This is a genomic window from Mesorhizobium sp. M0040 (assembly GCF_040323505.1).
Classification (GTDB): domain Bacteria; phylum Pseudomonadota; class Alphaproteobacteria; order Rhizobiales; family Rhizobiaceae; genus Mesorhizobium.
The window spans coordinates 1-22,038 of record NZ_JAMYVA010000068.1 but is presented as its reverse complement, the minus strand read 5'-3'; the positions used below and the strand labels follow the sequence as shown (position 1 = coordinate 22,038).

The window sequence follows — 22,038 nt, the reverse complement described above, 5'->3', positions numbered from 1 at the left end:
CACCACGCGCTCGGCGACTTCAGGTCCGAGTGGGGCAATGCGCGAGGGGCGCGTCTTGTCGCGCAACAGTCCCTCGAAGCCTTCCGCGGCGAGCGCTCCTGCCAGCGCCACACGCAGGTCTTGGATTTGCCGGTTTGCCGCATGATCTCGGCGGTGCCGGTGCCGTTGACGCTCAGTAGGATGATCTCGGCGCGCCAGACATGCTTCTGCGGCGCATTGCGATCTCTGATCAGCGCGCCCAGGCGCTGACGATCAATCGAAGAAACGGTGAGCAATATTCCTGTGCGCATGCGCCAGACTCGCATGCGCACTCACAAAAGGGAATCCCCAGCCGGACTCTTATGTCAGGCGTAAACCACTAGAATGAGTCGTGAATGGCTAATTCAGCTCCATCGCGTGTTGCCGGAGAGAAAATGCTGGAAAAGTTCGAACGCTATTCGCTCACATTTGGACCCACGCCCATCGAGAAGCTCCACCGCCTCTCCAAGCATCTGAGGGGGAAGGTGGAAATCTACGTCAAACGCGAGGACTGCAACTCCGGTCTCGCCTTCGGCGGAAACAAGCTGCGCAAGCTCGAATACATCGTTCCCGACGCGATCGCGTCAGATGCCGATACACTCGTCACCGTCGGCGGCGTCCAGTCCAACCATACGCGCATGGTCGCCGCGGTCGCCGCCAAAATCGGCATGAAATGTCTCCTGGTTCAGGAGAGCTGGGTTCCCACCGCCGGCTCCCTCGGTTTGCTGGGCGGCCCTCGAACTTTGGGCGCATCACCGGCACGGCAGGATGGCTGGGACGGCGTTATCCAGGCAGCCGCACCCGCCCGCAGCATTGAAAGCGGCATTGGACCGAAGCACTGCTGTCGCGGTGTCGAAATATGCCGATGGCCTGCCGCTCTACCGCCAGGAAGCGATTTACGCCCGCGACCAGGTCGAGATCGACCGGTCGCAGATGGCGCAGTGGATGGGCAAGGTCGGCTTCGAGCTTGAGCAGCTGGCCGAGTACGCACTGACCCGCATCAAGCAGGGTGAGAGGGTCTTTGCCGATGAGACCACGCTGCCAACGCTGGCGCCGGGATCTGGCAAGGCCAAGACGGCCTATTTGTGGACCTATCTGCGCGATGATCGGCCACCCATCGTTGTCTATCGCTTCGAGGACAGCCGCGCCGGCGCTTCCTCGTCGACAGCCGCATCGAGCGCGACTCCAACGCGGTCGAGCGTGCGATCAACCGCAGACAATTACGTGATTACGCTGCTGACCACCGCCAAAATGAACCAGGTCGATCCGCACGCCTGGCTCACTCAGACCCTTGAGCGCATCGCCAATGGCTGCCCAAACAGCGATATCGACGCCCTTATGCCCTGGAATTACCAGAGCTGAACGGCCTCAGCTGTCCCACGAAATGCAGCTGAGACTGATGCTTGGCCGACACCCGCGACGGCGCCGTGACGGCCGCGTTACGCTCTATCAGCATCAGAAGTCCGAGGCAATAATCCTTCAGCGGTTCAGCTCGGTCCGCGTGGCCGTTCACCCCAATCAAAGCATCGACATATGCGTCGAACGCGGCTTCACTCACTCTCGGCTGTCCAGTCGGGCATGGCGGGCGCTTCCCTGATCACGAACCCTAACAAATCCGCGACCGGCGCGAATCCCGACAGCTGCGACTTTCTGACTCAGTAAGACTAGGCGTTTACGGAAAGGGGGTGGGTCCACATATAACGAGTTGGACGGACAATACCCAATGCCTCACTATTGAGCGAATGCCCTGCGGGATTCGGCCTGTCGTCCGGTTTCAACTTTAGGAACTCCTGAAGCAGGTCCCAAGGATTCAATAGGTGAACATTTCATTGAAATCATTTGATGATCTGGCCTCTCTGCGGGCTTGCTTACTTCCCCTTGAACTCGCAACCGCGATTGATGAGGAGCGCATCCGTGCACATGGCGATAAGCTTTGGAGAAGTGCGATGCAGAAACAAACCCGCAGGCCATCGCAATTTCCACAATCGGCAGACGAGAACTGATCAAAAGTAAGTGCGCCCGCTCGAGACGAAGGTCCAAATAGTAGCGGCTCGGCGAACATCGCAGTTCCCGCTTAAACAATCGCTCAATCTGACGCCGCGAGAGGGCTGCTGACGCGGCCAGCGCATCCACGTGGAGGGGATCGCTGATGTTTGCCTCCATCTTTTCGATTACGCTAATTACCCCTGCATGATTCAGCTGAACTCGAGAATGAAGAGGTAACCGCTGACGATCACCGGCTGAACGCATTCTGCATGCAACCGCTTTTTCACAGATTCGATTGACGACATTCGAGCCGTGATCGCGACCTACCAAGCCCAGAAACATGTCGAATGGAGCATCGCCTCCCGGGCAAGTGTGAAGGTCCCCGTCGTGTTCGAAGCTGGTTTGAGTAGCTAATACATTGGGGAAGCGCTCGACGAACAGGGGGAATTGCTCCCAGTGGACTGCGCAACGCCGGCCTTCTGCAAGTCCGGCTCGGGCGAGAACGATGGTGCCGCTACTGATCCCTACGAGGCAAGCGCGGCGGTTGCGGCATTCCCTCAGCCATGCATCGAGTTGCCTATTTGGAGCAGGAGCATTAGCACCGCCGGCGACTACGACAACAGAGGCAAGGCCTGAATGCTGAGTTCTGTCGCGCTGAAACGCCAGCGAAGTATCTACGCTGATCAACAGCCCGCTATTCGAAGCGACAGGTTTTCCGTCATGCGTTATGACTTGCCAAGCATAGACGTCCCGCCCGATCACCTCGTTTGCCAGCCTCAGGACCTCTACCGCTGACGAGACAGCTTGGAGTGAAAACGCGGGCAGGAGGTAAAAGCTAAATTTGCGACATGCGGGCTCGAAGCCTGGCATATTGAACCTCTCCTTCTGGGCGGAATAAAAAATCAACGCGAGCGACGGAAGGACGATATGAGCACTCCCCTTCTAGCGATCGCATATCACGACAAGCATTAAGGCCGCAGGTTCGTGAGCATAGCGGATGGAGGCACACTGTCGCTCGCCGATCGCGGGGCACAGGCGCCGAAATGCTGCAGTTATAGTTACCAAACGGGCGTTTTGTGCCTTTAGCCCAGACAGGCGGCTTTGTCCGGCTTCACCCGTCCCGATTTGTATCGCGCCCGATTATCGGCCCGATCGCAAGGGAGGATTTCAAACTATAGTGCGTGCTCCGCAACCGATCGCAACTCCCAACGCAGTGCTTGAATATACTGTTGCGGTTGGCTTGCACCGAATGTTGTTGCGTCGCCCCGCGACCCATGCCTTGAGGCCAAGTCGCAAACCAGCACGCTGATAAATGCCTGGAACCGACTTCGATGGCCCGTGGCTTTTCATGCCGACAGCGGTCGACGGCGAGCGGGCAAGGTGGATGGAAACGGCAACCGCTCGGTATCAGCACCGCGCTCGGCATCTCGCCTTCCAGGCCGACAGGCGCAGCGCGATTTCCGTTTTGGAATCAATCTGCGTTGACGCGTCCCGTAAAACGACGGTGTACGCATGTTTCGGGTTGAAGGTGATCTCATCGGCACCGCCAATCTTAAGCACACGCCCGAGGCATAAGACCCCAATCCGGTCGGTTACTGGCAGGTCGTGGGTAATGAAAAGGAGCGCCATGTTTCGCTGCTGGCGTGTCCTGCGATCACTTGCAGCATCTGAGCTCGAATGGATACATCGACCATTGAGATAGGCTCATTGGCAACGATTAGGTCCGGCTTTGCGGCGAGGGCACCGGCGGTCACCACGTGCTGGCGCTGACCGCCAGAGAGTTCATGGGGAAAGCGTGCTTAGTAGCAATCAGGTGCATTGAGTCCTTCGGCAGACGTTGCTTCTCGGCTCGCTTGTTGAGGTCATCAACGCCTTGCCAGTCGTTAGTCTTCCCACTCCCGGATTTTCCAACAAACCGCCAGATCTCGCCGCGTCCAATGGTGAGATTCACGCCGTCAGGGTGCCAACCGACGGCATGCAATCGACGGAGCCGAACAGGTCGGGGGATCTAAGGTCGCGGATCAAGCGGATCAAGGACGGTGCAGGGCCATGTTCCTCCTCATGAGCCTTTTGGAAGTCTATCTCTGAGCAGCAGCGATGGCGCGTTTGATCTATTCGGGAGTTGTCTCTTCCGCGACCGCGACGATTTTAGCATCTGACGGATCATCGAGCTCAATCCGCCTACCGGAAGACGAATCCCACTACTTTCCTTCGATAAAGCTTTTTGTCACTTTTTTTCACTTGTGCGACATTCTTTCAGAATCGTGTCAGCTATCTTTTCAGCTACCATAATCGTAGGAATGTTTGTATTCGCCCGGGGGCAGAATGGCATCACCGAGGCGTCAGCGACTCTCACGCCGGAAACGCTGCGGACGCGACCTGACGGATCGGTAACAGCAAAAGGATCCGAGATCGCCCCCATCCGGCAGCTCGATGTCGGATGCCAACTGGCCGCCACGTTTCGGCGGATAAAAAGATCCAGACGCTGCTCGCTGTCGAGCAGATTCGAAATGGTTTGACCGTTCGTGATGACATGCTTCACGAGGCTGCGGCGCAAGCGCGGAGAACTGTCCATAAGCATTGCCAGCGCCGACGTTAGCCCGTAGTTGATGCGATTGATCTTGCTGACCTGTTTGGCGCGCCAATTCCAAGCCGAAGGGAACGGATCGAGTGCTACTGCCGAAAGCGATTTCTGCTGCAGCAAGTGCGCAAGCAATCGAAACCCCCCCTTCAGTCGCTCGATATCCCGCTCGTCGCTCAACCAATTGAAATCCACCTCCGGCTCTATGACATGAGAGCGATCCTTCAGCGTTACCGTTCCTGTGGAATAGCTACGATTGACCCACAGGAAAAGTGACCCAAGACGTTTCCCGAGCGGATGCCAGGCCGATTTCGCAACCGCAGAGATTGCCATATCCGTCGAAGGGCAATTGCCGTAACCTGAGGAGTAACGTGCATGCATCTGAATGTGACCACTCACATTGGGTGCCATGCGATTGTTTGGTTCCAAATATGCCGAGATCGCGATCCCCGGGTGCTCCTGGAGCCCTTGGCCGACGCCCGGGACGTCCGCAATCACTGGAATGTCAAGCTTTGTGAGTTGTTCGGCCGAACCGATTCCGGAGCGCATCAAGATGGCTGGCGAATGGAGAGCTCCAGCGCAGAGAACCACGGTCGAAGCCCGATGGGTGTGCCGGCCAGAGCTGTTTTCCGTCTCGACACCCGTGACGGCCTGTCCGGAAAAGATAAGACGTACCACCGAGGTCTTCGGCAAGATGCTCAAATTGGGCCGCGCGCGCACGCTGTCGGTTAAGTAGGCCATCGCCGTGGAAGCCCGCCGACCGTTGTGGTTGGTCAAAGGTACAACGGAATATCCGTCGCCGAACGCGCCGTTAAAATCCGGCATGAAATGAATACCCGAAGCCTCATACGCCTTTGATACAGCCCGGATGAAGCCTGACCATTCCGATTGTCGAACTCGTCTTATCGGCAAGGGACCATCCTTGCCGTGAAATTCGCCCTCGAAGTCCAAATCCGTTTCGAGGCGACGAAAGTAGGGCAGTACCTCTTCCCAACTCCAGCCTGCAGCACCGCTCGAGGCCCATTCATCGTAGTCTCCGGGACCCCCGCGGTTGGCCACTTGGGCATTTATGCTGGAACCGCCGCCCATTACGCGGGCCTGCTCGTAGTGAACTGCCAACCGGCCATCTCGTACCAGGGTCGCTTTGAGAGATGACCACTGATAATCGGGATTGAAATATGCGCGAGTAGGATCGGCATCGAGAATGTCGTCAGAGACGGCGTTAGGGGGCGTATCAGGACCGGCCTCGACAAGTAGGACGCGACTTCCATCGGCAGACAATCTACCCGCCAAGACGCAACCGGAGGAGCCACCGCCAACAATAACGTAGTCGAACATCAATATGATACCTTTTAGTCAGGCGAGGGCGCGGAAACGCGCCGCGGGTCGCGCGTCTGAAGGAGCAGCGTGGCAATGGACAACTCGGTTGTATCATGAAGGCTAGCAGCTTCAAATATGCGGCTCGCGCGAAATATTCCTCTTCACGCGCAGGAAATCGGCGCCGTCGTGACGCGGGCAGAAGCGGTCGGCGTGATCACCCGTCCGCTCAGAACCGCAGCGCGTGCTCTGCCGCTTATACCGCCCGGTGTCGCGAGTTCCTGCAGCTATAGTTATCCCGCCACCGTTCGCGTCGGTCTCTGGGGAGCCGACGAAGCTGTCTCGCGTGGCACTTGAAGGGGCAAAGACAGAATAGCACTGGGAAGATTTGTCTACGCTGCCGCCGCGTAACGCGTCCCGCACGGCACCGCCATATCAAAGCTCACGACAACTGGCGGAGCGGCAGACGGCACAGAGCCGAGGCAGTGGCGCGTTTACTCTTGCTTCGCCCCATCCCCTGATTACTAGCCGATACCTTAATCAGCGAGAGAATCGGGCCTACCTCGGTAATTCGCAGCTTTTATGCGTATTTGCGGGAAGAGCGATGATTTTGTCGCGCTACCCGACGATGTTTCGCGAAAACCGCCCATTTGCCGCTGTTATCTTGATCGTACTGGCTGGCCGGCATGCAGAAAAGCCAGCCGCAATGGCTAGCTCGAAGTCGAGGCGTAGCAACATCTGCCAACGGACAAAAACTGATCGGCCTCATAGAAGGATTGCCATCGTGGCAAGAGCCAAAGCAGTGAAAGCGGCAACTGGAATGGTCGACCTGATGAATGGCGAGCATGCGGATATCTATGTCGCCGGGAGGCTCCGACCATCCCACTCGCGGGCTCGGATTCTAGTCGTAAATCCGGCAGATGAGCAGGGCTTTGCAACGATACCCGACGGTGACAAGGAGGATGTTTCTGCTGCGGTCGGCGCCGCGCGGGAAGCATTCGAGAATTCGGGTTGGCCGCAGTTGCCGCCGTCGAAGCGAGCCAACTATTTGCGCAGGCTCGCTCGTGCAATCGACAGTCGCGCGGAGCAACTCGGCGCGATTGTCACTGCAGAGATTGGCATGCCCCTGGCGAGCTCAGTGCAGTCTAATGGAAGCGGCACATCCAAGTACTACGACTATTATGCTGAACTCGCTGATCAGCTCGAAGTCGAGTCCGAGCGCGTCGGACACGGGTTGCGAACCATCATTCGGAGAGAACCAGTAGGTGTGGCCGGACTGATCGTGCCGTGGAACGGTCCTCAGGGAGCAATTGCGTGGAAGCTGGGACCGGCGCTGGCCGCCGGTTGTACGACGGTCATAAAGCCTTCACCGGAAGCATCACTGGATTCGTACATGCTCGCCGAAGCCCTGGACGAGGCGGGCATTCCTCCGGGTGTTGTGAATATCGTCTTTGGCGGGCGCGAGACGGGTGCGTTGCTTGCAGCCCATCCGGGCGTCGACAAGGTGTCCTTTACCGGGTCGACCGGCGCGGGGCGTCAAGTTGCGCTGGCCTGCGCGAATCGTTTTGCGCGCGTCACGCTGGAGCTTGGAGGCAAATCGGGGGCGCTGCTACTTGACGACGCCGATCTCGACACGTTCTTCCCACTGGTGGCGCCCGCTTGCATACCGTTCAGCGGTCAAATTTGTCACGCCCTGACTCGGGTGATTGCGCCGCGCGCACGCTATATGGAAGTGGTCGAGGGGATCGCAGCCAAGATGGCCGGCCTTCTCGTGGGACATCCGCTCGACCCCGCGACGCAGGTCGGGCCACTGGTGTCGAGGCGTCAGCGCGATCGCGTCGAGGAATACATCGCATCTGGACGCGCGCAAGGTGCGAAAGTCGTGACCGGTGGCTGCCGACCGGAGAGCTTGGACGTCGGGTACTATATCCAGCCGACAGTCTTCCGCGACGTAGACAGCACGATGCGGATTGCACAGGAGGAGATCTTCGGGCCGGTGGTGTCAGTGATCCCGTACGACAACGAGGAGGAGGCACTCGCGATCTGCAACGGCACGACGTACGGCCTTGGCGGGGCGGTGTTCACGTCCGAACCTGAGCGGGGCATGGCGATTGCCCGCCGAATTGCGGCTGGCGTCGTCGGGATCAACCGTTACACGCTTCATATTGACGCGCCGTTCGGTGGTGTCAAGGGTAGCGGTCTTGGCCGCGAACTGGGGCCAGAAGGGCTGGCTGCGTTTCTTGAGACCAAGTCAATCTTCCCATCTCAAAGTTAGAGGAGTGGCTTTCTTGTTTGCGCAAACGTGAACGATATCTGTTCAAGATGCCCGTTCTGCTCGTTTTGAACTGCCGACGCCCGTATTCGATGCAAGTGCCGTGAATTGTGATTTATCGACCTGCGGAATTCCAGTACGGGTTTATCGCACGGAGAAGCCCATACGTCACCGCTTCTAGTTTCCATTCGTAGGACCGCCAAATTGAAAGGCGTGACAACATCCAACCTAGCGTATCGTAAGAAGGGAACTCACATGCCAGTCCTCAATCGCGTCGCCGAGCTCTACGATGAAATCACAGCCTGGCGCCGCGACATCCACGCACATCCAGAGCTGGGCTACGATGAACACCGCACTTCGGCCTTCGTCGCTGAGCGCCTGCGCGAATTTGGTTGCGACGAGGTAGTGACCGGCATTGGCAACACCGGTGTCGTCGGGGTCATCAAGGGTGAGAAAAACGTGAGCAATGGCAACCTCAAGATGATCGGATTGCGCGCTGACATGGACGCGCTGCCGATCGAGGAGGCAACCAGTCTGCCCTATGCCTCCAAGAACAAGGGCTTCATGCATGCCTGCGGTCATGACGGCCATACCGCGATGCTATTGGGCGCGGCACGCTACCTTGCCGAAACCCGGAATTTCGCCGGTACGGCAGTCTTGATCTTCCAACCTGCGGAAGAGGTCGGTACGGGCGCGCAAGCGATGATCAAGGACGGCCTGATGAACCGCTTTGATATGGAGCAGGTCTATGGCATGCACAACCTTCCGGGCTTGCCGATCGGGGCATTTGGGATACGGCAAGGCCCGGTGATGGCTGCAACGGATGGTATCGAGATCACAATCGAAGGCCGCGGCGGCCATCCCGGGACACCGCATAAATGCATCGATGCGATGTTAGCCGGCGCGCAGCTTATAACGGCCCTGCAGCAAATTGTGGCGCAGAACGTCGACCCGTTGGAATCGGCGGCGATTTCTTTCCACGAATTTCATTCCGGCACCACGCAGCGAGTAATTCCGCAGACAGCAGAGCTGCGAGGCAGCATGCGCGCTCTAACCCCGGAGGTTCTTCAGCTGGTCAAGAAACGGATCGCTGAAGTGGTTGTCGGCATCGCCCAGACTACTGGCGCAAAAATCGATTTGAAAATCGAGGGCAGCAATGCCGTTGTTTTCAATCATCCCGTGCCGACCGAGCTCGCGATGAATGTTGCCAAGGACGTGGCCGGCGAACACAACGTCGTCGAGACACCGCCGATACTGGGAGGGGAAGATTTCTCCGACTTGGCGCAGGACCGACCGGGTGCCTTCATCTGGTGCGGCAACGGCGACAGCGCCGGTTTGCACCACGCCGCATATGACTTCAATGATCAGGCGGTTCTGTACGGTACGTCGTTCTGGGTGAAGCTTGTGGAGAACACGCTTGCGGCTTGAGGTGTTTGCGAGACAACTAGGGGCGGAACGGCAGGTGTTGTGTGCCCGATCAGCCCCCTTGGGACAGAACCGATCTCACGGAAATCGAGGCGCGTCACCGACCTTTATGATTTGTCACAGCCTGGCGCCGCGACGTCGACGCACATCCAGAACTGGGTTACAAGGAACACCGCACTTCGGGCTTCCTGGCTGAGCGCCTGCGCGATTTGGTTGCGACGAGGTAGTGACCGGCATTGACCGGCTTCGTGGGCGTCATCCCGTGAGCAATGGCAACTTCAAGATGATCAGATTGCGCGCTGACATGACGCGCTGCCGATCAGGAGGCGACCGGTCTGCCCCTATGCGGCGGAGAGCAAGGGCTTCATGCGTGCCTGCGGTCATGACGGCCGTACGGCGATGCTATTGGGCGCGGTACGCTACCTTGCCCAAACCCGGAATTTAGCCGGCAAGGGCAGTCTTGACCTTCCAACCTGCGGAAGAGGTCGGTACGGGCGCGCAAGCGATGATCGAGGACGGGACCAAATCTGACCACTCACGGCGATGGCCCGGCTCGACCGCACCTATTGGGCTGCGCGACCCCGCCAGCTGACGACCACACGGGCACTCTCATCACGCATCACTAGCCTGAATATCTCAAGGTAAGGGGTGCATCGGCCCCAAGAATCTGAGAAACTGCTTTTGTGACAAAGACTTACCAGATTCAGGAACGGGGTCCGATGCACACACACTGTATCTCCGACCAGCTCGAATTTGAAGGCTTCGACGGCCACAAAGTGGTTGCCGGTTTCGACGGCGGAGCGATCACCTCAGATGCCGGCGCCTTGCTTGTGCGCCACGTTGACAAAACCGTCGGCCTGTTCGGCCGGGTGGCTGCCTGCTTCATCGACCGACGCGATCCGGACTGCACGGTGCACAGCGTACAGACGCTGGTGGGACAGCGCATCGCGGCGATCGCGCTGGGATATGAGGACGTCGACGACCACGACACGCTGCGCCACGACCCCGTGCTGGCCCTTGTGTCGGAAAGCCTGACGCCGAAGCGGGAGGATTGCGCGGTGCTTGCCGGCAAGTCGACGCTCAACCGGCTGGAGCTCAGCCGGGTCGGGGAGCCGACGCGCTACCACCAGATCGGCCACGACACGCAGGCGATCGAAGCTCTGTTCGTCGACCTGTTCCTGGAAGCCCACGACACGTCGCCGGGCGAGATCGTGCTCGATCTCGACGCCACCGATGACCCGCTGCACGGTCACCAGGAAGGCCGGTTCTTCCATGGCTACTACAACTGCTACTGCTACCTGCCGCTCTACATCTTTTGCGGCCGGCACCTGCTGGTGGCAAAGCTCAGGTGTTCCAACATCGACGCCAGCAAGGGAGCGGTCGAGGAGGTCGAGCGGATCGTGCGGCAGATCCGCAGGAAGTGGCGCAGAGTGCGCATTGTCCTGCGCGCCGATTCCGGCTTTGCCCGGGAAGAGCTGATGGCCTGGTGCGAGGCCAACGGCGTCGACTATGTCTTTGGCCTTGCCCGCAACGAGCGGCTGGAAAAGAAGATCGCTCCCGCCTTGCAGGAAGCTCGCCTGGCATCCAGGAAAAGCGACCAAGCCGCGCGCGTGTTGCGCGACTCACTGCGGTGCCGTAATGGCTCGCCATCTCGGCATAGGTTGAGGCCGGGGTCGTAGCGATCGGGCTTGGTGACGGCGGCCTTGAGATTGCCGCAGATCACGAACTTCGGCATGCCGCCCAGAAAAGTGAAAGGTTCGTGTGCACGCCGATCCAGTCGGACAGGCTCGCGCTCGGGCACGCTCGGCGTAGGTGTAGTTCGAGGTGCCCATCGCCGCGACGAACAGCTTCATGGGGTGCGCTTCGCCGGTGACGGGGTCGAAGATGTCGATGGTGTCGCCGGCGAAATCGACGAACACCTTCTCGCCGCCCAGATGCGTCTGGCGCATCGTCGGGCGCGCGCGCCCTTTCCAGGCCTCGAAGGTGATGCAAAACCACGTATAGCCAAACCCATCGGGATTGGCGGCACGATACTCCTTCCACAGCAGCACGCGCGTCACGCCGCGCCGACCAACTCCTTCTCTCCATAGCTCCAATCGGGCACCGGCCGCCGAGGGCTTTGCGAGGCCGCCTTCGGCGCCGGGAAGAGCAGCAGCTCAAGGCCTTCGTCATCCATCCCCTCGGGCAGGCCAGCTCAGCCCGGCAAGACGGGCACGCCGCAGGTAACCATGCACGACGCCATTGCTCACCCCGAGCGTGCGCGCGATGGCGCGCTCGGTCAGGCCCTGGACATGCCTTAGACCTAAAACTTCCCTGATCCGGCGCATCGACAATCTCTGGGTTGGCATCAGGCTTCCTCGTTTTGAACGAGGCATCCTGTAGACTGGCTGAGTTGTCGGCCGAAGCGTCCAGCACCTTCGAAAAGGTTGCTCACGATGTGGTGAAATCCGTGCCCACGATCGCCTGAAATACGCACGGTGCAAACGTCGCCGGCGAAACTGAGTTCACATGGCACCCTGCTCGAGCTGGGCCTCCCTCGGGGTCTGCCATTGGGTTAGAGGTTTCCTCCGGCGCACGGACCTTGCCAAGTAAGCCTTTGCTCACCTAACGAGACCGAATTCCCAGACTTCGCCGGTGCAAGGCCCCATCCGCGAGACGGCTCGTGGCAACCGCGCCTTTGTAATCCTCCTGTCAGTAATTTGCACCATCGCCAGAGGCGAAGTCCCTCTAGTCCAGCCTTACGCGTGAGAATGCCATTCCCGCTCGTAGCCCGAGTACGCGCGAACATGTCCCGAAGCAGACCCGGGACGGCGTTTCGTGGATTCGGCCGACATTAGCTGCGAATTGGCGCGCGTTTGGCTAGGAAGAATGCTCTCGAACAGGCTGGCCGGACACCGATTGGCCAGAGGCCGACGGGGGATCACCGACTTCTTGATTGACCATGCGGCAAACCTGGTGTTCAATCAAACAGAATGAACTGATGCCTTCGATCAGGGAAATTGACGGAATTTGAGCATGAACTCCCCGCTCAATCACCCTGTTCGGTTGCTAGAACTCGACATCCTGCGCACTTTCGTTGCGATCGCCGAAACCGGCAGCTTCACCACGGCGTCGACTGTCGTCTTTCGCACGCCCTCGGCCGTCTCCATGCAGATTAAGAAGCTGGAGGACATTCTCGGCCGCTCCGTCTTCTCGCGCGACGCACGTTCGGTGACGCTCACCACTGACGGCGAGATGCTGCTCGGCTATGCCAGGCGGATGCTGGCCATCAACCGCGAGGCGGTGTCGAAGTTCATAATCCCCGAAATATCCGGCGTGGTTCGCATCGGCTCGCCGGACGACTACGGTGAGCGCGTGCTCCCGCATGTGCTGAAGCGTTTCGCCCAGTCGCATCCCTCCATCGCGGTCGACGTCATAATCGACCAGAGCTCCAATCTGCGCCGGCGCATGGACGACCGCGAGCTCGACATCACGATGGTCACCAAATCCTCCAGCAACCCGATGGCCGGTGCGGAGACGCTGCTCACAGAGCTGATCGTGTGGGCGGGCGCCAAGGGCGGCTGCGCGCATCTGAAGGAGCCGCTGCCGGTGTCGATCTGGGAGGAAGGGTGCGTTTGGCGCGCCGGAGCGCTGGAGGCGCTCGGCCGCGAGGGTCGCGACTACCGCGTCGCCTATATGAGCGCGCATACCACCGGGCAGCGCTCGGCCATCATGGCGGACCTCGCGGTCGCGCCGCTGCCAAAATCCTTCCTCGGCTGCGACATGGTCGAGCTCACCACCAAGGACGGCTTGCCGGAAATGGGGACCTACAGCCTTGCCATGTTCGTGACGCCTGACGCCAGCGCGCCAGTCAAGGCGGCGGCCGACCACATCCGCGCGACCTTCGAGGTCTACATCGAGACCGGCCGCTGGTTCTGAGCTGAGCTGTCACTCCCGCGCCATTAGCAGCGCGCTCCTCGCGCCAGGCGGCGCGCGCGTTGCGCCTTCGTTTTCCGCGAACGCTATTCTCGGCGGCAGCTTGACTTGGCCTGCTAGCTGTGTGCTTCAGGAGGTTGTCCAACCGGCCCCGATCGAGAAAGCTGAGGTTGTCGAAGCTTCAGTGATTCCAGAGGACCGAATGAACATCCACAAGATTGCCCGTCTGACGCCATCGACTCGAGAGGAGTTGGCGACATTGTTGAAGGCCGTTTTCGAAAGCCAATGCGGCGCGGACATACGGAGTCGTGGCTAAGGTGGTGACGCGCTGGGTGGAGCGCTTCCGAACAGAGAGAAGCGTCGGCATGGTCTCTATTAGACGTGGAGAGCCCCGAAGGCACGAGGATAAAGGAATTCTACGATCGACCGTGGACTCAATCCGAACGCCCAAGCTTCCTGTAGTCTGTCGGGCGATCAGACGAAGTCTAGATCCAGGACTGGCTGTCGTTCATGCGCTTGCACCAGCTATTCTGATATCCTCCATGGGCATGGGATCCAGCCGAGCATGAGCCGGGTGGGGAATCCCTATGATAACGCACGCGCGGAAAGCTTCATGAAAACCTTGAAGCAGGAAGAAGTCGCAGGATTGGCCTATCGCGATGCACCAGATGCGGCGACGTATCGCGAGCTTCATTGAAGATGTCTACAATCGGCAACGGCTGCATTCAGCACTCGACTATCTCACCCCGGAAGAATACGAAAAGACCTTATCGACACCATCGGAAAATGCCGCATTTGAACTCATGAGCATGGAATTGTCTCGCAATTTCTCTGTCTCACAAGGGGTGCACTCCACTGTCCCGCTTTGCGAAATACGCACGGACCACCAGCACCTCGTCGGTGGTCTATTGGCGCAGGCGGCGATAAAACGCCGATTTCCTGCGCCTCAACATTTAAATTCGCGGAAACCGACCATCTGGCGCTGGTAACTTTACGACGCGGGAAGCTGTCTGCTCCCGGGATTGGCCAGTTACATAGCTCGAGGGGCAAAACAAGAACACAAGTTGGGAGGAACTACAGAATGAAAAAGAGGCAACGCATCAAGAACAGGACTGACCTCTACAGACGTGCAGTCCTGAAAGGATTGGCCGCACTCGGAATGGCGGCGACGTCGATGGTCCCGTTTGCCGGTTCAGCCTATGCGCAGTCGCTGCTGGAGAAGATCAAGAACGGAGAGACGATCCGGATCGGCTTCTCCAACGAGGTTCCCTGGGCCTACCCCGGTGCGAACAACGAGCCGCTCGGCTTTGTCAATGCGATGACGCTCGACATTCTGAAGAAGCTGGGCACGACCAAAGTCGAGCCGATCGTCACCGAATGGGGTTCACTCATCCCAGGTTTGCAGGCCGGCCGTTTCGACATCATCACCGGGGGCATGTACATCTTGCCCGAGCGCTGTCGCAACGTGCTTTTCACTGAAGCGATCGGCAAGTTCCCGGACGCTCTGATTGTCCCGAAAGGCAATCCGGACGATCTGCACACCTACGTCGATGTGCGCGATAAAGGCCTGACGATGGTCACCGGCGCGGGCTACGAATCCGTGCCGGCTGCCAAAAAAATCGGCATTGCTGACGACAAAGTCATGCAGGTCGCCGGACCGGTGGAGATCGTGCAGGCTGTGAAGGCCGGCCGCGCGGCCGCTGGTTCGGGTGATTACTTCACCATGAAGGAGTTCGTCGATAAGGACCCCAGCGTCGAGCTTGTAGCGGGTCCGCTCGTCCCTGGATCGCGCATCCTTTCTTCTGGCCTCGCCTTCCCGCTCACTGAGCAAGCTACGGTCGACGCTTTCAACGCCGTGCTGAAGGATTATATCGGCTCCGACGAGATGATGGAGAGCGTAGGCAAATATGGCTACAGCAAAATCAATCTGCCGGACGGCACAAAGACAGCCGAATACTGCAAGGGTTAAAGCCATATCCGAATTGCCTTCCATGATTGCCTCCCCCGCTCTCGTGCCGGGGAGGCTTCAGTGTGGTCGTTTGGCCAAAGGCATCATGGTCGCCGTTTTCGTGCCGTCGACTCGAAGCGCTTGCTTGCCGAGGTTGCGCATGTCTGTTTCAGCCTCCACGCTTCAGCGGCCTCGCCCATACCGCTCACGCGAGAACGGCTGGAGTTCGCTAGCTGTGAGCTCTCCCCATTCAATGGGCACCTTGTTCGTAGCGCGCACCATCGTAGGATTGCGGCTGAAAGCTGTAGGTCAGCGACAGGGTCGGCCAGGTGCGATATTGGTCCGCTTGTATGGTCGCTGACGGATCTGGATTTTCTGAACGTATTCAGCGTCCAAAGCTCGCATACCACCTATAGATGCATCAGCATAGGGGCGTCGTTCTCACTGGTAATATGGAGTTGCACGTAAGCAGCCGCGCCGGACTCGTGCCCCAATAGCTCCCCCATCTGGTAAAGTCGGGGGTGAACTACACCTCAGCATCTCACCCGTTAAAGGCAAAGACAGCACGCCTGTTTACGTTTCACACGGCGCGGCAGGCCGATCGATCACCGCAGACGAAATCCAGCCTTGTCAACGAGATGCCGAGTTTATGCGCTTCTGCGGGGTGTAACGCAGATATCCTGCACCAGGCGGGCTGCATTCGCGCAACGCGGCCAACGTGTCACGCTACACTCACAAAACGGCGCTGGAGCCGTCCAACCACACTTATGAAGACCGGCTTGATGGGTTTTGCAGGCTGGCCAATTCGAAGGATTTCGCCGCTATGAACAAGCAACTCGCGCCTGCAAAGGATGTAACCTTCGCCCTCTTCGATCGCCTTGAATCCGAGGTGCGCAGCTACATCCGGGTATATCCGGTCCTGTTCGATCGCGCGGTTGGCACCTCCATGACCGCTGCGGATGGTCGGGAATATCTTGACTTCTTCGCGGGCGCAGGCGCGCTCAATTACGGGCACAACAATCCAGTCTTCAAGAGGGCGTTGCTGGACTACATCGAGCGTGATGGAATTCTTTTCTCGCTCGACCTTGCTACGACCGCCAAGAAGGCATTCATCGAAGCTTTTGAGCGGTATGTTCTGAAGCCGCGTGGCCTGACGTACAAATTACAGTTCCCTGGTCCTACCGGTACCAACGCAGTCGAGGCCGCGCTAAAGCTGGCTCGCCAAGTGACAAAGAGGTCGAATGTTGTCTCCTTCACGAACTCGTTTCATGGGGAGAGCACTGGGTCATTAGCGGTAACCGCAAATAAGGAGCATCGTACCGCTGCGGGCTTCCCTCTCGCGAACGTAACCTCATTGCCATACGAGGGTTATCTCGGCGCTTCAGTTGACACGATCGATTATTTTGAGAAGCTGCTTGATGATCCAAACAGTGGCCTCGATAAACCTGCCGCAGTGATCCTGGAGGCGGTTCAAGGTGAAGGGGGCATCAATGTTGCTAGCGTTGAATGGCTGCAACGGCTGCGTGACCTGACCTCGCGACACGGCATCCTGATGATCCTTGATGACATTCAGGCGGGTGTTGGTCGCGCGGGTAGCTTCTTCAGTTTCGAAGCGGCCAAGATCGTGCCAGACATCGTTACCCTGTCCAAGTCGCTGTCGGCGGTCGGAACGGCGATGGCCCTTGTTCTCATCAAGCCTGAGCTTGATGTTTGGGCGCCAGGCGCACACACGGGTACGTTCAGAGGCAACAACCTTGCTTTCGTTACTGCTCGTGCGGCTCTTGAGGCCTACTGGTCTGACTCCAAGTTCGAGGATGAGATCGCTCGCAAGTCTTCGATCTTGGCTGAGGAACTGAAGTCCATCGTAGACGATTTCCCTGCCCTTGGCTTTAACGTACGAGGCCGCGGATTGATGTATGGCCTTGTATCGCCAAAGCATCGTTCATTGCCGGTTCTCATAGCGCAGGAGGCCCTCCGCCGCGGTTTGCTGATGGAGACCGCTGGCTCGTACGGTGAGGTACTCAAGTCTATGCCTGCTCTCACCATTACCGAGGATGAGCTGCGCCGTGGCCTATCCATCATTCGCGACAGCATCATCGCGGTGCAGGGCAGCGTAACGGCAGGGTTTTGAGAGTGGAAGCGCGTTCCGCTAGTTACACGCGCTACTACTTTGGGCCAAAGGCACGGGCAACGGCATGCAATGGCGGTCAACGGTATGGTCCGTTTGATCAGTAGCGGGCATGCCGATTCGTCTCCGAAATGCTCCGATCGGCCCATTCGATCGCCAGGCTTCAAGATGAGGAATTTGCAACGGTCCGTGACGGCGACAATCGGGATCGACCGCAGGTAGCCTTATGCGCTGAGCATTCGCACTACGCCAACCTCCCAAGGCGTACCGGCCCGGCAGGAGAAAGTTCTCCTGCCGGGCATTCATCTGCTGAATGCCTGCGCACACTAGCCGCTCTCGGCGCGTTGCGCCGGGCTCATTCAGTGGCCTCAGTGTGTGGCTGCAGACCAACGGTGGAAAATGAGCAGGAGTCAGACTGAATGTGTCGCGGGAGGCATATGCGGTTCCAAGTTCGCCATCGACCTTTGTCTCAGGAAATCCAATATTTCGTTCGATCGGGCCCGCCTCCCAAGTCTCCATCCTAAGCCACGCAAAGGTCGTCACAGCTTGCCGAGGGCTACGAATGTAAACTGTGGCGAGGCCGATTTATTAAACCGACACCCCGCGCGAAGAGGTTGCGGTGACAAACAGCAGCAAAGTCTGAGGTGCGTCACCCGCGGAGTCCAGTCCGTGTAATCTGCTGACGGGATTTGTGTTTGTAGGCCTGGGACAGGGACTACCGTGAAGCGTTCTCATCGGAAGCGTCCATTCTGCTGAATGAGGAAATCGCAGACATTGTGCGGGTTAAGGTAGATTCCGTATGCTCGTGGCACAGAATAGTTCGAACGCTACGATTGAAGCCAATGGGAGACCGTCCGATGGAAAGAAGCAACCGAAAGGTTCTCGTTACTGGTGGCAGCAAAGGCTTAGGTCTTGCGATTGCGAAAAGATTGTCGGAAGGTGGCGCGCAAGTGGTCATTTGTGGGCGCGATCGGGCTATATTGGAGTTGGCTGTTGCTGAACTACGAGACAGTTCGGGATCCTCTGTTGCTCACGGCGTAGCTGCCGATCTTTCGCAGCGCGCTGATGTTGATAATTTGTTCGATCGCACGCTGGAGCTGTTGGGAGGTATTGATTGCCTTGTCGTGAACTCGGGTCACGCGCCACACGGAACTATTGACACGTTAAGTGACGCGGATTGGGATCAGTCCTACGAGATGTTGCTTATGAGTGCCGTACGGCTGTCGCGAGCTGCGGCCAAGGTTATGAAAGCCTCAGAGCGTGGTGGGGATATCGTCTACTTGACGACTACAGGCGTTCATGAAGCAACAGATCACCGAGTGGTGTCAAACGTCATGAGGGCCGGAATAGCAGTAGTCGCCAAGCACCTTGCAGATTCCGTTTCCGGAAGCGCAGTTCGTGTAAATGTTGTAGCGCCAGGGTATTTCGATACTGGCAGGGTACGCAGGAGAATCGAGGACCTGATGGTTGACGAGGGACTTGATAGACCGTCCGCCACTGAACGCATTGCCACCGCTAATCCCTTGGGGCGGATCGGCATGGCCACTGAGCTTGCGGAACTAGTCGCTTTCATAGTGGGCGATCGAGCAAGGTACCTGAACGGAACTACGATCACGATCGACGGGGGCAGTAGCCGCCTTGTTACGTAACCCGACTGGCTGACGCGGAACTGCAGCATATCTGTTGCGGGCTTAGTCGCATTCATACCTGCGGATCACAAGACTGGTGTGTAGAACTGATGCGCGGCTCTGGCCACTTCTGCACCTGCCACGGCGGACCGGCCCGGCAGCCAGTTTAGTCATCTGCCGGGCATCAGCTGCCTGATGGGCAATGGCGACCCACCAAGAATTCCCGGCGAGCGGCCGGTTTGCCAGCTGCGGGATCTTGAACAGATGCTCGCTGCGTCGCAGCCGAGGCCATGTGTCATGAGCTAAAGGACGATGGCAGTGCCGCGGCTTCGGACCAGCAAACCTTGAAAATACGCGCAAAAAGCGAGAAGGCGCCAATATTCTGCGTTTATGGGGCATAATTTGCGCAAGCCGGCCCAGTCGACGCGCTACATTTCGCCAAAGCACTTTCCTTCTCAAGTCAGGCGGCGGGAACACGTCGCTGGCGCCGGGCATATTGAATGCACTGCAGACCACGTCGGCGCGGGCGACCGCTGCCACCTCACTTGGTTGACAGGGCTATCGGTAATGATGTTGTCCGCGCCTAGCTTCTTGGCCGCTGACGTTTTGCAGGGAAATCCAGAACCGCATGCGTGATTTTCAGCTTCCAGGGCGCTCGCCCGTCCGCGCCACCGAAGGCATGGTTGCGACCTCGCATCCGCTCTCGACGCTTGCCGCCATCCACATGCTGCGCTCCGGCGGCAATGCCATAGATGCCGCCGTCTGCGCCGCCGCCGTCCAGGCGGTGGTCGAGCCGCAGTCGACCGGCATCGGCGGCGACTGCTTCGTGCTTTATTGCCCGAAAGGGCAGGGCGAGGTGCTGGCGTTCAATGGTTCCGGCCGCGCGCCTGCCGCCGCGACGGTGGACTGGTATCAGGAGAACGGCTTCAGCGAACTTCCCAAGCAGGGCCCGCATGCGGTCACCATTCCGGGCGCCGTCGATGCCTGGTGTGGCTTGCTGGAGGACCACGGCCGCAAGGGCATCGCCGACGCCCTGGCGCCCCCCATCCACTATGCAGAAAACGGCTATGTCGTGCACGACCGCGTCGCCTGCGACTGGGAGGAATCCAAAATCGATCTGTCGGCCGACAAAGCGGCGGCCCGCATCTTCCTGCCGGGCGGCAAGCCGCCCACGGCCGGCGATGTGCACCGCCAGCCGGAGCTGGCGGCTACACTGCGCATCATCGCCGAAAATGGCCGCGCCGGCTTCTACGAGGGCCAGGTCGCCGAGGATATCGTCGGCCGCCTACGTCAGCTCGGCGGCCTGCACACGCTGGACGATTTCGCTGCCACCAAAGGCGACTACAAGGCCGCGATTAGTACCTCCTATCGCGGATACGACATTCACCAGATGCCGCCAAATAATCAGGGTCTGACAGCGCTGCTGATGCTGAACGTGCTCTCTGGCTTCGACCTTGCGGCTGTCGATCCCAGCGGCGCCGAGCGGCTGCATCTGGAGGTCGAGGCTGGTCGGCTTGCCTATCGCGACCGCGACAACTTGCTTGCTGATCAGGACCATGTCACCGTTTCCGTAAAGACACTGCTTTCCAGCGCTTATGCCGATCAGCTGCGCGCCGCCATCGACCCGCAGCGCGCCATGACCGAATTGCCGCGCCTCGAGCTGCCGGGCAGCGATACAGTCTATATCTCCGTCGTTGACGGCGACCGCAACGCGGTGAGCTTCATCAACTCGACCTATGATTCCTTCGGCAGCGGTATCGTGAGTCCCAAGACGGGTATCGTCCTGCAGAACCGCGGCACTAGCTTTCGGCTCGATCCGAAGCATCCGAACTGCATTGCGCCCCGGAAGCGGCCGATGCACACGATCATGCCAGGGCATGATGACGAAAAATGGCCGCGCGGTGATGCCTTTCGGCGTCATGGGCGGTGGCTACCAGCCCTTCGGCCATGTCCATCTGCTGACCAACATGATCGACTTCAACATGGATCCGCAACAAGCGATCGACGCCGCGCGCGTGTTTTGCAACTTTGGCGTCGTGGAGGCCGGGCGAGGTGTCGGCGTCGGCGCGGTCGAAGGGTTGCGCCAGCGCGGCCATCAGGTGGTAGAGCCGCGGCACCCACTAGGCGGCGGGCAGGCGGTGCTCATTGACTGGGACAAGGGAACGCTGACCGGCGCTTCCGACGCGCGCAAGGACGGACTCGCGCTCGGATATTGAGCGGGCGGACGTTGGCCTGTCGTTCGAATAGTCGGGGACCATGATTGGAAATGAAGGCAACTAGCTGGCCCACCGTGTTTCTCCCAGTGCCAAAGACGCGCCGGCAATCCTGGACTAGGCGCGGCTCTCGATCTGATCAACGAAATCGGCATCGAGAAGATCGAGGCTCATTGCTTAGATTTGGGCGACAGCTCATAGCAGGACTGGATACCCTCGACATCAAGGGCCCCCGCGCACCGCATTACGTTGCCGCGCTGCCAGCGGATGAGGATCGACTACTTCGCCTCCGAGGATGTACGCGTCTCGCCCGAGCGCGATGGCGTTCGCATCTCGCTTGGCATGTTCAACACCGCATCCGACATCGATCGCGTCCTGGATGTCATCAAGGAACGCGGCAAAAAGGCTCGCCGCTCCTCCAAGGCCGCCTGATGCCTTCTCGCTCCTGTCGGGGCGTGCGGTGTCGCCAGGAAGGATGCCAGGGAAGCGGCAATGCGCTTTCTGTCCAAGGTTCGCATCGGCGATCTGCAAATCACGCGAGGTATCATCGTGACGAACGCTCCACAAATCGAGCGCATTGAAAAAGACCCGCTTGGCCCTGTAAGCA

14 protein-coding genes and 5 pseudogenes are annotated in these 22,038 nt (G+C 59.0%); 12 read left to right on the top strand and 7 right to left on the bottom strand.

What is annotated here, in order from left to right; translation table 11 throughout:
* Positions 1-290: pseudogene (locus tag NKJ91_RS30585) on the bottom strand (helix-turn-helix domain-containing protein); the annotation flags it as partial.
* Between the two features lie 123 nt (positions 291-413).
* Between NKJ91_RS30585 and NKJ91_RS30580 the strand changes: the two are divergent.
* Positions 414-1,380: pseudogene (locus tag NKJ91_RS30580) on the top strand (transposase).
* Between the two features lie 369 nt (positions 1,381-1,749).
* On the opposite strand, the gene NKJ91_RS30575 reads toward NKJ91_RS30580, so the two are convergent.
* The 3 genes from NKJ91_RS30575 to NKJ91_RS30565 form a co-directional block, all read right to left on the bottom strand.
* Positions 1,750-2,874: a GlxA family transcriptional regulator gene (locus tag NKJ91_RS30575; protein ID WP_352458496.1), complete on the bottom strand. Its 1,125-nt coding sequence runs from the start codon at positions 2,872-2,874 to the stop codon at positions 1,750-1,752.
* Between the two features lie 241 nt (positions 2,875-3,115).
* Positions 3,116-3,430 carry a hypothetical protein gene (locus NKJ91_RS30570; protein ID WP_352458495.1) on the bottom strand — a complete coding sequence of 105 codons (315 nt, stop codon included), beginning with the start codon at positions 3,428-3,430 and terminating at the stop codon, positions 3,116-3,118.
* 801 nt (positions 3,431-4,231) lie between these two features.
* Positions 4,232-5,926, bottom strand: coding sequence for a GMC family oxidoreductase (locus NKJ91_RS30565; protein WP_502903653.1), 1,695 nt, complete (start codon positions 5,924-5,926; stop codon positions 4,232-4,234).
* A gap of 796 nt (positions 5,927-6,722) precedes the next feature.
* On the opposite strand from NKJ91_RS30565, the gene NKJ91_RS30560 reads away from it, so the two are divergent.
* The 4 genes and pseudogenes from NKJ91_RS30560 to NKJ91_RS30545 form a co-directional block, all read left to right on the top strand.
* Positions 6,723-8,177: an aldehyde dehydrogenase gene (locus tag NKJ91_RS30560; protein WP_352458493.1), complete on the top strand. Its 1,455-nt coding sequence runs from the start codon at positions 6,723-6,725 to the stop codon at positions 8,175-8,177.
* A gap of 252 nt (positions 8,178-8,429) precedes the next feature.
* Positions 8,430-9,602, top strand: coding sequence for a M20 aminoacylase family protein (locus tag NKJ91_RS30555; protein ID WP_352458492.1), 1,173 nt, complete (start codon positions 8,430-8,432; stop codon positions 9,600-9,602).
* A gap of 113 nt (positions 9,603-9,715) precedes the next feature.
* Positions 9,716-10,119, top strand: a pseudogene (locus NKJ91_RS30550) (M20/M25/M40 family metallo-hydrolase); the annotation flags it as partial.
* A 199-nt stretch (positions 10,120-10,318) separates the two neighbouring features.
* Positions 10,319-11,260 (top strand): annotated as a pseudogene (locus NKJ91_RS30545) (IS1380 family transposase); the annotation flags it as partial.
* Here NKJ91_RS30545 and NKJ91_RS33950 read toward each other — a convergent pair.
* Both NKJ91_RS33950 and NKJ91_RS33945 read right to left on the bottom strand, forming a co-directional pair.
* Positions 11,222-11,659: a hypothetical protein gene (locus tag NKJ91_RS33950; RefSeq protein ID WP_502903652.1), complete on the bottom strand. Its 438-nt coding sequence runs from the start codon at positions 11,657-11,659 to the stop codon at positions 11,222-11,224. The pseudogene NKJ91_RS30545 and the gene NKJ91_RS33950 overlap by 39 nt on opposite strands.
* A gap of 108 nt (positions 11,660-11,767) precedes the next feature.
* Positions 11,768-11,947 (bottom strand): sigma factor-like helix-turn-helix DNA-binding protein, encoded by a 180-nt coding sequence (locus NKJ91_RS33945; protein WP_502903651.1) that lies wholly within the window; start codon positions 11,945-11,947, stop codon positions 11,768-11,770.
* Positions 11,948-12,614: 667 nt separating this feature from the next.
* Here NKJ91_RS33945 and NKJ91_RS30535 point away from each other — a divergent pair.
* From NKJ91_RS30535 to ggt, 7 genes and pseudogenes are all read left to right on the top strand, one after another.
* Positions 12,615-13,517, top strand: coding sequence for a LysR substrate-binding domain-containing protein (locus NKJ91_RS30535; RefSeq protein WP_352458491.1), 903 nt, complete (start codon positions 12,615-12,617; stop codon positions 13,515-13,517).
* 418 nt (positions 13,518-13,935) lie between these two features.
* Complete coding sequence (locus NKJ91_RS33940) at positions 13,936-14,211, top strand: integrase core domain-containing protein (protein WP_502903654.1); 276 nt, start codon at positions 13,936-13,938, stop codon at positions 14,209-14,211.
* Positions 14,174-14,503 carry an IS3 family transposase gene (locus NKJ91_RS30520; protein ID WP_352458489.1) on the top strand — a complete coding sequence of 110 codons (330 nt, stop codon included), beginning with the start codon at positions 14,174-14,176 and terminating at the stop codon, positions 14,501-14,503. Before NKJ91_RS33940 ends, NKJ91_RS30520 begins: the two co-directional genes overlap by 38 nt.
* Before the next feature lie 170 nt (positions 14,504-14,673).
* Positions 14,674-15,483: an ectoine/hydroxyectoine ABC transporter substrate-binding protein EhuB gene (ehuB, locus tag NKJ91_RS30515; RefSeq protein WP_352458487.1), complete on the top strand. Its 810-nt coding sequence runs from the start codon at positions 14,674-14,676 to the stop codon at positions 15,481-15,483.
* A gap of 802 nt (positions 15,484-16,285) precedes the next feature.
* Positions 16,286-17,593 (top strand): diaminobutyrate--2-oxoglutarate transaminase, encoded by a 1,308-nt coding sequence (gene ectB / locus NKJ91_RS30510; protein ID WP_352458497.1) that lies wholly within the window; start codon positions 16,286-16,288, stop codon positions 17,591-17,593.
* A gap of 854 nt (positions 17,594-18,447) precedes the next feature.
* A complete protein-coding gene (locus NKJ91_RS30505) occupies positions 18,448-19,239 on the top strand; it encodes an SDR family oxidoreductase (RefSeq protein WP_352458486.1) in 792 nt (263 codons plus the stop codon).
* A 607-nt stretch (positions 19,240-19,846) separates the two neighbouring features.
* Positions 19,847-21,434 (top strand): annotated as a pseudogene (ggt, locus tag NKJ91_RS30500) (gamma-glutamyltransferase).
* A gap of 219 nt (positions 21,435-21,653) precedes the next feature.
* On the opposite strand, the gene NKJ91_RS30495 reads toward ggt, so the two are convergent.
* On the bottom strand, positions 21,654-22,038 hold a 385-nt coding region (locus NKJ91_RS30495), incomplete at its 5' end, for a hypothetical protein (RefSeq protein WP_352458485.1).